Raw genomic sequence first — 13625 nt, forward strand, 5'->3', positions numbered from 1 at the left:
AGGGGGACGCGACGAACTCCGGATTCGGTCTGATCCTACCGGACGATCATCCCAGGTCTCGTCGACGGCCCTCGATCGCCGGGCAGCGGTCGGTGACGACCAGCAGTCCTGCGGTGCGGGCGCGCGCGGCGGCGGCCTCGTCGTGCACCCCGAGCTGGAACCACACGGCACGTGCGCCGACCGCGATCGCCTCGTCGACGACCGGCCCCACCCGCGCGGAGGAGACGAACAGGTCCACCACGTCGACGGGCCCGTCGATGTCGCCCAGCCGCGCGACCCCGGGTGCGCCGTGCACCGTCGCGGCGCTCGGGTGCACGGGCGTGATCCGGTGCCCGATCCGCTGCAGGTAGGCGGCCACGTCGTACGCCGGCCGCGCCGTGTTGTCCGACAGACCGACGACGGCCCAGTGGCCGGGGGTGCGCAGCAGGTGGTCGACGGCCTGCTCGTCACCGACGGTTTCGCTGTCCATGCCGCCAGCCTCGCACGCCACCTGAGCCGGGCCCACCTAGGATCGGGCCGGTGGCACGGGGCCGCCACGCGGGTCGGGGGTGACGATGAGTGCGGACGAGGCGGTCTCGGACCGCGTCCTCACCGTGCCGAACGCGATCTCGGCCGCCCGGCTGGTGCTGGTGCCGGTGTTCGCGGTGCTGCTGGCCCGCCACCAGGACGTGTGGGCGCTCGTCGTGCTCGTGGTCTCCGCCGGCAGCGACTGGCTGGACGGGGTGCTGGCACGCCGGCTCAACCAGGTCTCCCGGCTCGGACGCCTCCTCGACCCTGCCGCGGACCGGCTCTTCATCCTCGTGACGATCGTCGCCCTCGCGGTGCGGGGGGTCGTGCCGTGGTGGGTGGTGGCGCTGCTGCTGGTGCGCGACCTGGTGCTCGGTGTCATGCAGCTCGTGCTGGCGCGAGCCGGCTGGGCGCCGCTCCAGGTGCACGTCGCGGGCAAGGCGGGGACGTTGCTGCTGCTCTACGCCTTCGCCCTGCTGCTGCTCGGCTCGCTGCTCCCGGGGGGCTGGGGCGTGGGCGTGGGTGCCCTGGGCTGGGCGGCGGCCCTGTGGGGCGTGGCCCTGTACTGGGTGTCGGGTGCGCTCTACCTGACGCAGGCGCGGCAGGTGCTCGCCCAGGCGCGCGCATGACGCCGCGGCACGGGGATGGCCCCGCACGTGAGCCGGACGCGTCGATGACGCTGCTGTCGGAGGTCTTCCGACGCCCGCTCGATCCCGGCTACCACGAGGCGGCTCGGCGCAAGGCGGCCCACCCCGACGCCCCCGTCGGTCGCACCCGCACGGTCGGGGTGCTGGTGCTCACCGTGCTGCTCGGCCTCGTGGTGACGGCCGCGACGCTGGCACTGCGCCAGCCCTCCCCGTCGGCGGTCGAGGCCAGGGCCCTGCTCCTGGGGCAGATCAAGGACGAGACCGCACGCGCGGACGAGGCCCAACGCTCGATCAGCGCGACGTCGGCGCAGCTCACCGCCCTGCAGGAGCAGGTGCTCGCGGGGGAGGACCCGAAGCTGCTGGCCCGCCTGCAGCAGGACGCAGGCGCGTCGGGCGTGGTCGCGGTGACGGGTCCTGGCCTTCGCGTCGAGCTGTCGGACGCCCCGGCGGCCGACGGGCAGGACGAGCCGGACCTGGACCACCGGGTGCAGGACGTCGACCTCCAGGTGGTCGTCAACGGGTTGTGGGCCGCCGGTGCCGAGGCCGTCGCGATCAACGGGACCCGCCTGACCACGACGACGGCGATCCGCTCGGCGGGTTCGGCGGTGCTCGTGGACCTGGTGGCGATGTCGAGCCCGTACGACGTCGACGCGATCGGTGACTCGGCGACCCTGCAGACCCAGCTCGCACTCGGTTCGGCGGGTCAGCACCTGGCCACGTTGCGGGACACGTACGACATCGGGGTTGCCGTGAGCGCCCGCACCGACCTGCGGCTGCCGGGGACGGGGCAGGTGACGTTGCGCTACGCCTCCACGCCGGCGCCCACGTCATCGGCCACCCCGTCCCCGTCGGCCGACGGCGGTGTGGCAGGCTCGTCCAGCACACAGGAGGGGAGGACGCCGTGATCGCCCTGCTCGGGCTGGCGCTGGGGGTCGTGCTCGGTCTGGTGCTGCAGCCGACCGTCCCGACCGAGCTGCAGCCGTATCTGCCGATCGCCGTGGTGGCTGCGCTCGACGCGCTGTTCGGGGGGCTGCGCGCGACGTTGGACGGCATCTTCGACGACCGGGTGTTCGTCACGTCGTTCCTGTCGAACGTCGTGCTCGCGGCCCTCATCGTCTTCCTCGGCGACCAGCTGGGGGTCGGGTCGCAGCTGTCCACGGCCGTCGTCGTGGTGCTCGGGATCCGGATCTTCTCCAATGCCGCCGCCATCCGCCGGCACGTGTTCAAGGCATGAGCCTGGACGAGCCGCAGCGTCCGCCTCGTCAGACGCGGGCGCCGGCGGACGGGTGGGATGCGGTGCGTCGCGTGCTGCGGCCACGGCGCAGCCGGTCCCAGCTGATCATCGGGGTGCTCTGCGCGCTGCTCGGCTTCGCCGTGGTCACCCAGGTGCACCAGACGAGCGAGACCAACCTGTCGGGACTCACCCAGGACGAGCTGGTGCGGATCCTCGACGAGGCGACGGACCGGGCAGACGCGCTCTCGGCCGAGGAGGCGGACCTGCAGCGCGAACGCGAGCAGCTCGCCTCGGGCTCCGACACGCGTGCGGCAGCGCTGGCGGCAGCCGAGCGCAACGCCGCGGCGCAGGGGATCCTCACGGGGCGGCTGCCGGCCACGGGACCCGGGGTGAAGATCACGGTGAGCGACCCGGACGGGCAGGTGCGCCCGCTCACGCTGCTCAACATGCTCGAGGAGCTGCGCAACGCCGGGGCCGAGGCGGTGAGCGTCAACGGGGTACGGGTGGTGGCGTCGAGCTCCTTCACCGGGTCGGCCGGGTCTGTGGTTCTCGACGAGCAGCTGCTCGAGGCGCCCTACCTGTGGGAGGCGATCGGTGACCCCGACACGATCGACACCGCGCTCGGCATCCCGGGTGGCGCCTCGGCCGCTGTCCGACGTGACGGTGGTCACGCGTCGGTGGCCAAGCTGGACTCGGTGACGATCACGGCAGTCACCCGTGCGGCGGATCCGCGGTACGCGACTCCCGTGCCTGCGAGCACCCCGTAGGGGCACCGGGCTGCTCGCAGGGCCCGGGGCCGCATAGGCTGTCCAGCAGGGAGTGCTCTGACGAGCACCCACGAGCGCAGATGGCACGGGACCCAGGAGGTGGCATGACGTGGGAGCGCAGTGAGGACGTGCCTGCGTCGTCGGGCGCCGACACGACGATCAACCTGGGTGGCCCCGCCGCCGCGGAGCCGGACCAGTCCGGCCCCGTCGGCCTGAGCCCGCAGGAGGCTGCGGCGGTGCAGGCACTGCCGCCGACCTCGGCGCTGCTCGTCATGCAGCGGGGTCCGAGCGCGGGTTCGCGGTTCCTGCTCGACGCCGACCGCACCACGGCCGGCCGTGGCACCACGTCGGACATCTTCCTCGACGACGTGACGGTCTCTCGCAAGCACGCCGAGTTCGTCCGGGAGCCGGGTGGCTTCGCGGTGCGCGACGTCGGCTCGCTCAACGGCACCTACGTCAACCACGACCGGATCGACCACGTGGTCCTGCACGCCGGCGACGAGGTGCAGATCGGCAAGTTCCGGATGACCTTCCACCCCAGCCCCCAGCGCGACACGGTGGCGGGTTGAGCGGCGAGGGCGCGCGTCTGCCGGTCGTCGCACCGTCGCCGGTGGCCGCCGGCGAGGTCGAGCCGGAGGCCTGGCCGCGGGGGATCTCCCGGCGCGCGACGATGCGGATCTCGGACGCGCTGGCGGCGCTGCGCATCGAGTTCCCCACGATGACGCCGTCCCGGCTGCGCTTCCTGGAGGACCAGGGCCTGGTGCACCCGGTCCGGACGCCGGCCGGGTATCGGCAGTACTCGCCGGCCGACATCGAGCGGCTGCGCTACGTGCTGCGTCAGCAGCGCGACCACTACCGACCGTTGCGCGTGATCGCCGAGCAGCTGGCGGCCCTCGATGCGGGGCAGGCGGAGGAGGCCGCTCCGCGGGCGCGGCTCGCCACCCGGGACGGTGCGGCCGCGGACCCGCGTGCCTGGACGGTCGCAGCCCTGGCGCGTGACGCCGGCGTGGCGGAGTCGTTCGTCACCGAGCTGGTCGACGCCGGCGTGCTGCGCCCTGGTCCGCGCGGCGTGCTCGAGGCCTGGGACCGTGACGTCGTGCTGGCTGCTGCGCGTCTGGCGGAGCACGGGGTCGACGCGAGGCACCTGCGGTCGCTGCGCTCCGCGGCGGACCGGCAGGTGGACCTGGTCGAGGCGCTCGTGGCGCCGGTGCGCGGTCGGCGGGGTTCGACGGGGAGCGAGCGTGCGGGGACGTTGGCCGCCGAGCTCGGCGAGCTGCTGGCCCAGATGCACACGTCCCTGCTGCGGGCGGCGGTCGCGCAGATCGTGCCCTGAGCCGCCCGCTCGGCGGGTTCGGCGGCGGCGACGTAGCGTGGTGCCGTGGACGAGCAGGCGTGGGTCCCGGTCGAGGTCGTCGGCGTGCGCGCCGCCGGCGAGGAGACGATCGTGCTGCTGCTCGACGGACTCGACTCGCTCGTCGTGCCGATCGTGGTGGGGCGTGGCGAGGCGACGGCCATCGCGTCGGCGCAGGCCGGTGTGGTACCGCCACGGCCGATGACCCATGACCTGCTGCGCAATGTGCTCCGGGCGTTGGGCGGGCACCTGGACCGGGTGGAGATCGCCCGGCTGGAGCAGGGCGTGTTCCACGCCGCGCTGGTGCTCGCGGACGGTGTGCGGGTGGACTCGAGGGCGTCGGACGCGATCGCGTTGGCGCTGCGGTGCGGCGCCCCGGTGGTCTGCTCGGCCTCGGTGGTCGGCGCCGCCGGGATCGAGGTCCAGGTCACGGCGTCGGAGCGGGACGTGGCCGAGTTCCGCAGCTTCCTGGAGCATGTGAGCGCCGACGACTTCGACCTTCCGGCCGGGGGAGCACCCGATCCTTCGACGTGAAGTTGAAGGTGAGACTCTCCGGGCGCGACACGCCGGTTCAGCGTCGTTGCGCAGCCGCAGGCCGACCCCTAGCGTTGCCAGAGCAGCCACAGCGGCCGCCTGATCGTGTGGAGGAACCCCGTGAGCACCACCGAGCGGACGCCGTCCGTCCCGCAGGTACCGGCAAGTGCGCAGGGTCTCCTGTTCGACGACGACCTGCCTGAGCTCGACGTCCAGGCGGGCTACCGCGGCCCGACGGCCTGCCGTGCGGCCGGGATCACCTACCGTCAGCTCGACTACTGGGCACGTACCGGACTGGTCGAGCCGTCGGTGCGTCCGGCGACGGGGTCCGGCACCCAGCGGCTCTACTCGTTCCGCGACATCCTCGTGCTCAAGGTGGTCAAGCGCCTGCTGGACACCGGCGTCTCGCTGCAGCAGATCCGTACGGCCGTGTCCCACCTGCGTGAGCGGGGTGTCGAGGACCTCGCGCAGATCACCCTCATGTCCGACGGTGCGAGCGTGTACGAGTGCACCTCGGCCGACGAGGTGATCGACCTGGTGCAGGGCGGCCAGGGCGTCTTCGGCATCGCGGTGGGTCGGGTCTGGCGCGAGGTCGAGGGGACCTTGGCCGAGCTGCCGACCGAGCGCGCCGAGGACGAGAGCGCTCCGGTCCTCACCGACGCGGCCGACGAGCTGGCCGCGCGTCGTCGCGCCCGTTCCGCGAGCTGACCCCCTCAGCAGACTGACCCCGGGCTGCTCGCCTGCGGCGTGCGGCAGCCACCCCGCAGGGCAGGGGCTCAGCTGGTGCGGGGGGCTCGCAACGCGCGGTCGAGCAGCTGCTCGAAGTGCGCAGAGAGCTCACGGGCCGGTTCACCCGGCCAGCTGTGGATGGGGCGCGCCGCGCCCTGCGCCTGCTGCAGCGCAGCGCGCTCGGGGATGCTCGGGCTCAGGACGAGCGGACCGTACAGCCGGTTGAGCTCCTCGAGCCGGTACGCCTGCTCGACCGAGCGGGCGCGAACCCTGTTGATGACCACACCGAGCGGCTGCAGCTGGGGCGCCGGCCCGCGGCGCAGCTCGTCGACGGTCCGCAGCGCGCGTCCCACCGCCATGACGGCGAACAGTCCGGGCTCGGTGACGATGAGGGCGCGGTCACAGGCCGTCAGCCCCGTGCGGGTGAGTCCGCCGAGCGACGGCGGGCAGTCGAGGATCACCAGGTCGTAGCCGGAGACCCAGGACAGCGCGTACCGCAGCCGGTCGACGTCGGTGACCTCGAGATGGTCGTGCACCGCGGAGCGCTCGTTGCCCGGGATGACGTCGAGGCCCGACAGCGCCCAGCCGGACAACGCGGTGGCGGCCCGCATCGTCGCCTCACCGGGATCCGCGAGCACGTCGGCGACATCGGCCTGCGAGCGCGCGGGAGCCAACGCCATGGTGGTGTCGCCCTGCGGGTCGAGGTCGATGACGAGGGTACGAACACCGCGTTCGAGAGCCGCCGAGGCGAGACCCAAGGTGATCGAGGTCTTGCCGACGCCTCCCTTGAGGCTGCAGACACCGAGGACGAGCACGGGACAACGCTATCGGGCGCTGCGCTCTGAGTCGAAAACGCCACAATGGGGGGATGAGCCTGCTGCTGGAGCACGAGGGGCATTCCTGCGTCCGACTGGGGGAGAGCGAGCCGGTCGTCATCGACCCGGGGGTGTTCGCCGACCTGTCGGCGGCCCTCGACGGAGTCCGGCACATCCTCGTCACGCACGACCATGTGGACCACCTGGCGGTCGAGCCGGTGCTGGCTGCCGTCGCCGCGGGTGCGCGGGTCCACGGACCGGCGTCCGTGGTGGAGCGTCTCGTCGAGGCGGGTGCACCCGCAGGTCAGGTCCACCGCGTCGCCGCCGGCGACCGGCTCCAGGTCGGCGGGCTCGATGTCGAGGTCCTGGGGGAGTGGCACGCACCGTTGCACCGGTCGGTGCCGAGGTCCACCAACGTGGCCTATCTGGTCGACGGTGCACTGCTCCACCCGGGTGATGCCTTCGTCGACCTGGGCGGACGTCCGACGCCGGACACCGTGCTGGTGCCGGTGGCCGCGCCCTGGCTGCTCATGGCGAACGTCGTCGACTGGGTGCGCGCACTGGCGCCGCGGCACGTGGTCCCGATCCACGAGGTGTTGGCCTCACAGATCGGGCGGGACTTCTGGACACGGCAGATCGAACAGATGTGCGATGTCCTGCCGACGTGGCTCGCGCCCGGCGAGCGCGTACGGATCGGCTGACGGATGACGGCTGAGGTGCGGCAGGTCTTCGAGGCCGACTGGGAGCTGGTCCGGGACGTGCGCCTGCGGGTGCTGGACGAGGCGGCGGACGCGCCTGCCTCGGTGGTGGCTCGTGAACGCCGGTTCGTCGAGCAGCACTGGCGGATGCGCGTGCGGAGCAGCCCGACATGGCTCGCGTACGACGAGCAGGCGACGGTGCAGGGCATCGTCTCGACGATCTGCGAACCTGGGTCGCCGGCGGACGACCGGCACGTCGTCGGGCTGTGGGTCGCGCCGGACGCACGTCGGCGCGGACTGGGCTGGGCGCTCGTCGATGCGGCTGCGGCGGCGGCGCGCGCCGAGGGTGCGCGCACGTTGTCCGTCTGGGTGGTCGACGGTGACCTGCCTGCGGGCGACCTGTACGTGCGCGCCGGCTTCGAGCGGACAGGCGAACGGCATGCGCTGGCCCGTGACCCGGAGCGGGTCGAGGAGCGGTGGCTGCGCCGGCTCTGAGCCGTTGTGACATAACGTCCATTATCGGCAATATGGTCGTGAGGCGACGAGGGGTCGTCTCGGACCCTGCCGGGTGCCGTCGCGCGCCGTGCCGACCGGGTGACGTCGGCGGGCTCGCTGTTGTGCGGGTGCTGGGGCCGCGGTAGGTTGACCCGCCCGGCGCCTCGTGGCCCGGCCGACGGCTCCGGACGCTCGTCCTGAAGCCGCAACGCTCCGGTGGCGTTCACCGAACCTTCACTCCACGATGGAACACAGCGCGTCGCTGCGCCGTTGTGCAGTGCAGTTGCACGTCCCAGGCCGCGACGGCCGACTCTCTCTACTTTCTCTCCTGGAGGTCTTCATGGCGAACCGATCGCTGCGCGGGATGCGCATCGGCTCTCGGAGTCTGGAGACCGAGGACGGCGTCGACTTCGCGCCGCGGCTCCAGGCGCACTACGACTGCCCCAACGGGCACACCATCGTGCTCCCGTTCTCCGTCGAGGCCGATGTGCCGGTCATGTGGGAGTGCCGCTGCGGTCAGCAGGCGCTGCTGCGCGACGCCGAGATCCCCGAGGCCAAGGGCGGCAAGCCGCCGCGCACCCACTGGGACATGCTGCTCGAGCGCCGCACCGTCGGCGAGCTCCAGGAGCTGCTCGACGAGCGCCTCGACCTGCTGCGCGCCGGCAAGCTGCGCCGCAGCGCCTGAGCCCCTCGCGGCTCCCCCGGCCCCCGAGGGGGCTGGCGACGACCTCACAGCCCCGCCCTGGACGTGGACCCCACCTCCCGGGCGGGGCTGTCGTCGTCGGTGGCCTCGGTGGGGATGCTGGCTGTGCCGGCGGCCCGGCGGTCCCTCAGGACCGGGTGAAGAGCGCCTTGACCTGAGCCGTGCGGTGCGCGACCGCCCACTTCGCGACTGAGATCATCGCCTCCGAGATGATGCCGCCGCTCATCTTGGACTCGCCGGCCGTGCGCTCGACGAAGACGATCGGCACCTCGATGATGCGGGCACCGCTCTGGCGGGTCCGCCAGGTCATGTCGACCTGGAACCCGTACCCGTGCGAGGCGACCTCGTCGAGCGGGATCGTGCGCAGCAGGTCGGCCGAGTAGGCCCGGAACCCGGCGGTGCCGTCCTTCACACCCAGCCCCAGCGCCACGCGGGTGTAGATGTTCGCGCCGCGGGACAGGACCTCGCGGTGCAGCGGCCAGTTGACCACCCGGCCACCGCGAACCCAGCGCGACCCGATGACCAGGTCGGCGTCGTTGGTGCGGGCGAGCAGCCGAGGCAGGTCCTCGGCACGGTGCGAGCCGTCGGCGTCCATCTCGACGATCGTCGTGTAGCCGCGTTCGAGCGCCCAGCCGAAGCCCTGGATGTACGCGGTGCCCAGCCCGAGCTTGCCGGCACGGTGCATCACGAAGATCTCCCGCGGGGCGCCGGCGGCGGTCTCGGCGGCGGCGATCTCCTCGACCAGCTGCCCGGTGCCGTCCGGTGAGCCGTCGTCGACGACGAGGACGTGGGCGTCGGGCACGTGCTCGGCGAGGCGCTGGAGCGCCAGGGTGATCGTCTCGCGCTCGTTGTAGGTCGGCACGACGACGAGAACTCGTCGCTCTTCGGTGGTCATTCAGCGAGCTCGATCCGGTCGTGACGGCGAGGGTGCCGTGCTCCGACGACCCCGAGAACAAGAGCGGCCAGCGCCAAGACGTCGACGGCCCCCGCGAGCCACGCGCCCCACCGAGTCGCGGGGGTGGTCGTCTCGCGCAGAGCCAGGTTAGCAACCATCTGCTCGGCCGTGAAAAGGCCGGTGCGCTGCTCAACCGTGCCGTCCGGCGCGATCACCGCACTCACTCCCACGGTCGAGACCTGGACCGCGGCGCGGCCGTGCTCGACGGCGCGGAACCGCGTCATCGCCAGCTGCTGCGTCGACTCGGCGGTCCGCCCGAACGAGGCGTTGTTGGTCTGCACCACGATCACCTCTCCCCCGGCGCTCACCGCAGAGCGCACCAGGTCGTCGTAGGCGACCTCGAAGCAGATGACCGTGCCCAGACCGACCGTCCGGTCGAGCCGGGGCGAGGCGAGCGGTACGAGGCCCACGGTGTGGCCGGGCAGCATGTCCTGGGTGACCAGGTCGACGGCGGACGAGAACGGCCGGACCCACGAGCGCAGCGGGATGTACTCGGCGAACGGAGCCGGGTGCTGCTTGGAGTACTGCGCCACCACCCCGACCCCGGGCTGCCAGAGCACCGAGGTGTTGTAGCGCCCTCCGGTGGCGGGGTACTGGACGGTCCCGACCAGCATCGGCGCACCGACCGCCTGGGCCGCGGCGTCGATCCGCACGGCGGCGGCCGGCACGGCCTGCGGATCGATGTCGGAACCGTTCTCGGGCCACAGCACGACGTCGAGCTGACCAGGCCCGACCTGGTGGGCCAGTGCCGCGGTGCCCGCCAGGTGGTTGTCCAGCACCTGCCACTGCCTGCCGAAGGCGTCGAGCCCCTCGCCGGGGACGTTGCCCTGCACCACGCCGACGCGCAGCGTCCCGGCCTGTGCGGACGTGTCCAGCGGGACGAGCAGACCGGCGCCCAGCAGCACCGCGACCGCCGCGACGGGCAGCGCCGCCGTACGCCACGCACGCCGCCGCGCGGCATACCAGGTGCGGGCCAGCAGAGCCCCCAGCGCCGCCGTGACGCTGGAGACCAGTGGTGCACCGCCCAGCCAGGCCAGCGGGAGCAGCGGTGAGTCCGTCTGGGAGAACGCGAGCCGCCCCCACGGGAAGCCTCCGAACGGGACGGCCGAGCGCAGCTCCTCGGCGGCCACCCAGATCGCCGCGAAGGCGAGCACCTGGAGCCAGCCGTGCCGCCCGATCACCGGCGCCCGGCGCGCCCAGGTCCAGGCCGCGGCCGCCAGGGCGACCGCCCCCGCCTCGGCCGCGCTGAGCGCCAACCACGGCACCGCGCCGACCGCCTCGTCGGCCCACCACAGGTGCACGGCGAAGAAGACGAGCCCGAACACCCAGCCGACCAGGGCGTTCCATCGCGCACGGTCCCGTCCGAGGCCGACGACCAGCAGAGCCACACCGAGGGGCGCCCCGACCCAGATCCCCGCGTCGGGGAACGCCAGGGCCGTGGCTGCGGCGCCCGCCACGGCCAGGACGAGGGACGCAGGGCGGGACACGGGCTGCGCGGGCACGTCGCGCAGCGTACGGCAGCCTCCTGGGACCGCGATGCCGGTGCGCCGACCGACCGGCCCGCGTGTCCTTCGTACCACCCGACGCACAGCGTCGGCCGTTCTCTGATGAACACGCGGGCCCGGTCGGGGGCTTTCGACCGGTCTGACAGACCGGGATGCACAGCGCTGGCTCCCCCGGCCTTCACAGCGACCAGACAGAGAAGTTACTCGTCGGGGCCCGTCCCGCAAAGCAGAAGAACCTGCAGGTCACAGGCCAATTCGCAGGTCAGGGCGACTCGAGGTCGAGGGTGATGTCCGATTTGTCCGGCGTGTCGGTCGCGTGTCGTGTCACGACCGCATCACTGCATCTGGTCGTGCACCGTGACTCCGGCCCGGACCGTGCGCAGGCACACCGGCGGGGCCGCCTCCGGGGACATCGACGGCAGCAGCGGGACGCCCGCGCGCGCATCCGCGCTCCACGACGTGAACCGGCCGTCCGGTGCCTGCACGACAAGCTCGTTCGCGGCCCAGACGGCCAGGTGAGCCGGTGCGCCGACCCTCAGCTCCCCGGCGCCGGTGTGGTCCATGCCTGCCAGCCGCCAGCCCCCGCGGGTGGCAGCGCGGAACGCCGAGCGGACCGAGAGCCGCTGATCGACCTGGTGGTGCAGGTAGGCCGCCCGCACCCCGGCCCACGGGTCCAGCGGTGTCACCGGGCTGTCCGACCCGAAGGCGAGCGGCACCCCGGCACCCGCCAGGTCGGCGAAGGGGTTGAGACCCGCCGCCCGGGTCGGCCCGAGCCGGCGGCTGTAGAGGCCTCCAGGGCTGCCCCAGGCGGCGTCGAAGGCCGGCTGCACGCTCGCCCGCAGCCCCAGGAGCACGAGCGCTGCGAGCGCGGCGGCGTCGACCATCTCCAGGTGCTCGAGCCGGTGACCGCCAGCCCCGATCGCGGCGAGGCCCTCGACGTCCGCGGCGGCCCGCACCCCGAGGAGGACCTCGTCCAGCGCACCGTCGCCGATGACATGGAACCCGGCCTGCAGACCCGCCCGGGTGACCGCGGCGACGTGGTTGGCCACCTGCTCGGCGGTCAGGTGCAGCGTGCCGAGCTGGTCCGGTGCATCGGCGTAGGGCTGGCGCAGCCGGGCGGAGTGCGAACCGAACGACCCGTCGACGTTGAGGTCTCCCGCGACCCCGGTGAGCCCCGGGATGTCCGCGGCCAGCGCCTTCGCGTCGTCCCCGGTCACGCACAGCTCGCCGCGGTACCCCACGACCAGCGGCAGACCCGAGGCCGGGTCCGCGGTGAGCGCGAGCAGGGCGCGAAGCCCGTCGCGGGTGTCGATGTGCGGTGCGGACATCTCGTGCACCGCGACCACACCCTGGGCCGCGGCGCGCTCCAGGACGCGTCGGTAGGCCGCCTCCCGGGCAGCCGGCGCCAGGTCACGCGTCGCGTCGCGGGCGACATGGTGCGCCTCACCCGTCACGAGGCCGTCGCCGTGCCAGCCCGGCAGACCGACGAGGCCGGCCGCACGGGCGAGCACCGAGGAGACCACCCCGCTGTGGGCGTCGACGCGCGCGAGGTAGACCGGCCGGTCCCCCGCGGCCGCGTCGAGCTCGGCGGCCGTCGGCGGGCGCTGCTCGGGCCAGTCCTGCTCCTGCCAGCCGTGGCCCAGCAGCGGCTCGTCCGTCCCGGGACGCTGCTGCGCCGCCGCGCGCACGAGGTCGAGCGCCTGCGTGAGCGAGCGGGCACCGGACAGGTCCACCCCGTCGCTCGCCAGCGCCGTCTCGAGCAGGTGGACGTGGGCGTCGACGAAGCCGGGCACGACGATCGCGCCGTCGAGGTCGACCACCTCGTCGGCCTTCTCGACGAGCCCGTCTGCTGTGTCGTCGGCACCGAGCCAGGCCACGGCACCGTCCGCGACGAGGATCGCCTCGGCGAACGGGTCGGCCGAGGAGTGCACGACACCGTGCCGGAAGAGCGTGGAGGTCACAGCGGGCAGGGTAGTGCCCTACACCGACGCGTACGCCACCACACCGCGGCGCAGGGCGTCCGCGGCCGAGGTCGCGGTGGCCCGCAGCCGGGCGTCCGGGGCGGCGGTCGAGAGCTGGCCGAGCACGTCGATGACCTGCTTGACCCAGCGCACGAAGTCCCCGGCCTCGAGCTCGACGCCCTGCAGCACGGTCGTGAGGCTGCGTCCCAGCGCCCATCTGTGCACCGCCTCGACCAGCCCCAGGTCGACCGAGACCGCGCTGGTGAGGCCGTGCTCGCGCTCGATCGCCGTGAGCTGCGCGGCCGACCTGGCGACCTCGTCGAGCGCTCCGCCCAGAGCGCCACCCGGGCCGCCGGGGACCCGCGGGACGGACTCGGGGTCACGGCGCGCGCGGTACACGAGCGCCGCCACGGCAGCGGCCAGGCCGGGTGCGTCGAGCCGGTCGAGCGCACCGGTGCGCAGGCACTGCGCGAGCAGCAGGTCGTTCTCGCTGTAGAGCCGGCGCAGGCCCTGGCCGGCCGCCGTCACCTGGAGGGTGTCACCGTCCGCACGCTCGAGGTAGCCGAGCTCGAGCAGCACGTCGCAGACCCGGTCGAACACCACGCCCGCTCTCCCCCACGCGTCCACCGACTGCACGAGGTCGGACGGCAGGCCCTGCTCGGCCAGCGCCGCGCGCAGCACCTGGACGATCACCTCGTTGGACCGTGCCGCGGCCGCGCCACCG

At 73.4% G+C, this 13625-nt stretch carries 16 protein-coding genes and 1 pseudogene; 11 read left to right on the forward strand and 6 right to left on the reverse strand.

The features are described 5' to 3' along the window. Nucleotides 1-46: 46 nt before the first annotated feature. A complete protein-coding gene (locus F2B26_RS01290) occupies nt 47-469 on the reverse strand; it encodes a CoA-binding protein (protein ID WP_159805590.1) in 423 nt (140 codons plus the stop codon). An 85-nt stretch (nt 470-554) separates the two neighbouring features. On the opposite strand from F2B26_RS01290, the gene F2B26_RS01295 reads away from it, so the two are divergent. The 8 genes from F2B26_RS01295 (at nt 555) to F2B26_RS01330 (ending at nt 5748) form a co-directional block, all read left to right on the forward strand. After that, nucleotides 555-1136: a CDP-alcohol phosphatidyltransferase family protein gene (locus F2B26_RS01295; RefSeq protein ID WP_159805592.1), complete on the forward strand. Its 582-nt coding sequence runs from the start codon at nt 555-557 to the stop codon at nt 1134-1136. Between the two features lie 44 nt (nt 1137-1180). After that, complete coding sequence (locus tag F2B26_RS01300; RefSeq protein WP_159805594.1) at nt 1181-2059, forward strand: DUF881 domain-containing protein; 879 nt, start codon at nt 1181-1183, stop codon at nt 2057-2059. Further along, on the forward strand, nt 2056-2388 hold the full coding sequence (locus tag F2B26_RS01305) for a small basic family protein (protein ID WP_159805596.1): 333 nt from the start codon (nt 2056-2058) through the stop codon (nt 2386-2388). The genes F2B26_RS01300 and F2B26_RS01305 overlap by 4 nt, the downstream gene beginning before the upstream one ends. Continuing rightward, complete coding sequence (locus F2B26_RS01310; protein WP_159805598.1) at nt 2385-3155, forward strand: DUF881 domain-containing protein; 771 nt, start codon at nt 2385-2387, stop codon at nt 3153-3155. Before F2B26_RS01305 ends, F2B26_RS01310 begins: the two co-directional genes overlap by 4 nt. Nucleotides 3156-3259: 104 nt before the next feature. Further along, nucleotides 3260-3724, forward strand: coding sequence for an FHA domain-containing protein (locus F2B26_RS01315; RefSeq protein WP_159805600.1), 465 nt, complete (start codon nt 3260-3262; stop codon nt 3722-3724). Next, nucleotides 3721-4488: a transcriptional regulator FtsR gene (ftsR, locus tag F2B26_RS01320; RefSeq protein WP_235929432.1), complete on the forward strand. Its 768-nt coding sequence runs from the start codon at nt 3721-3723 to the stop codon at nt 4486-4488. Before F2B26_RS01315 ends, ftsR begins: the two co-directional genes overlap by 4 nt. A 45-nt stretch (nt 4489-4533) precedes the next feature. Beyond that, entirely contained in the window at nt 4534-5040 is a 507-nt protein-coding gene (locus F2B26_RS01325) for a bifunctional nuclease family protein (RefSeq protein ID WP_159805602.1), read from the forward strand. A gap of 120 nt (nt 5041-5160) precedes the next feature. Continuing rightward, nucleotides 5161-5748, forward strand: a complete 588-nt coding sequence (locus F2B26_RS01330) for a MerR family transcriptional regulator (protein ID WP_159805604.1) — start codon at nt 5161-5163, stop codon at nt 5746-5748. A 68-nt stretch (nt 5749-5816) separates the two neighbouring features. Here F2B26_RS01330 and F2B26_RS01335 read toward each other — a convergent pair whose 3' ends face one another. Beyond that, the gene (locus F2B26_RS01335; RefSeq protein ID WP_159805606.1) at nt 5817-6584 is read right to left on the reverse strand and encodes a ParA family protein; all 768 of its coding nucleotides are present in this window, start codon (nt 6582-6584) and stop codon (nt 5817-5819) included. 53 nt (nt 6585-6637) lie between these two features. Between F2B26_RS01335 and F2B26_RS01340 the strand changes: the two genes are divergently transcribed. The 3 genes from F2B26_RS01340 to F2B26_RS01350 all read left to right on the forward strand — a co-directional run bounded on the left by F2B26_RS01340 (nt 6638) and on the right by F2B26_RS01350 (nt 8462). Then, complete coding sequence (locus tag F2B26_RS01340; RefSeq protein ID WP_159805608.1) at nt 6638-7285, forward strand: MBL fold metallo-hydrolase; 648 nt, start codon at nt 6638-6640, stop codon at nt 7283-7285. A gap of 3 nt (nt 7286-7288) precedes the next feature. Further along, entirely contained in the window at nt 7289-7777 is a 489-nt protein-coding gene (locus tag F2B26_RS01345) for a GNAT family N-acetyltransferase (protein ID WP_159805610.1), read from the forward strand. Nucleotides 7778-8117: 340 nt separating this feature from the next. Further along, entirely contained in the window at nt 8118-8462 is a 345-nt protein-coding gene (locus F2B26_RS01350; RefSeq protein ID WP_159805612.1) for an RNA polymerase-binding protein RbpA, read from the forward strand. A 145-nt stretch (nt 8463-8607) separates the two neighbouring features. Here the strand turns inward: F2B26_RS01350 and F2B26_RS01355 are convergent, their stop codons facing one another. From F2B26_RS01355 to F2B26_RS01370, 4 genes and pseudogenes are all read right to left on the reverse strand, one after another. Continuing rightward, nucleotides 8608-9375 (reverse strand): polyprenol monophosphomannose synthase, encoded by a 768-nt coding sequence (locus tag F2B26_RS01355; RefSeq protein WP_159805614.1) that lies wholly within the window; start codon nt 9373-9375, stop codon nt 8608-8610. Continuing rightward, nucleotides 9372-10937 carry an apolipoprotein N-acyltransferase gene (gene lnt, locus F2B26_RS01360; protein WP_159805616.1) on the reverse strand — a complete coding sequence of 522 codons (1566 nt, stop codon included), beginning with the start codon at nt 10935-10937 and terminating at the stop codon, nt 9372-9374. Before lnt ends, F2B26_RS01355 begins: the two co-directional genes overlap by 4 nt. A 338-nt stretch (nt 10938-11275) precedes the next feature. Continuing rightward, a complete protein-coding gene (locus F2B26_RS01365) occupies nt 11276-12901 on the reverse strand; it encodes an amidohydrolase (protein ID WP_159805618.1) in 1626 nt (541 codons plus the stop codon). An 18-nt stretch (nt 12902-12919) separates the two neighbouring features. Next, nucleotides 12920-13625 (reverse strand): annotated as a pseudogene (locus F2B26_RS01370) (hypothetical protein); the annotation flags it as partial.

The sequence above is a fragment of the Cellulomonas citrea genome (genome assembly GCF_009829685.1).
In the GTDB taxonomy this organism is placed as follows: Bacteria; Actinomycetota; Actinomycetes; order Actinomycetales; family Cellulomonadaceae; genus Cellulomonas; species Cellulomonas citrea.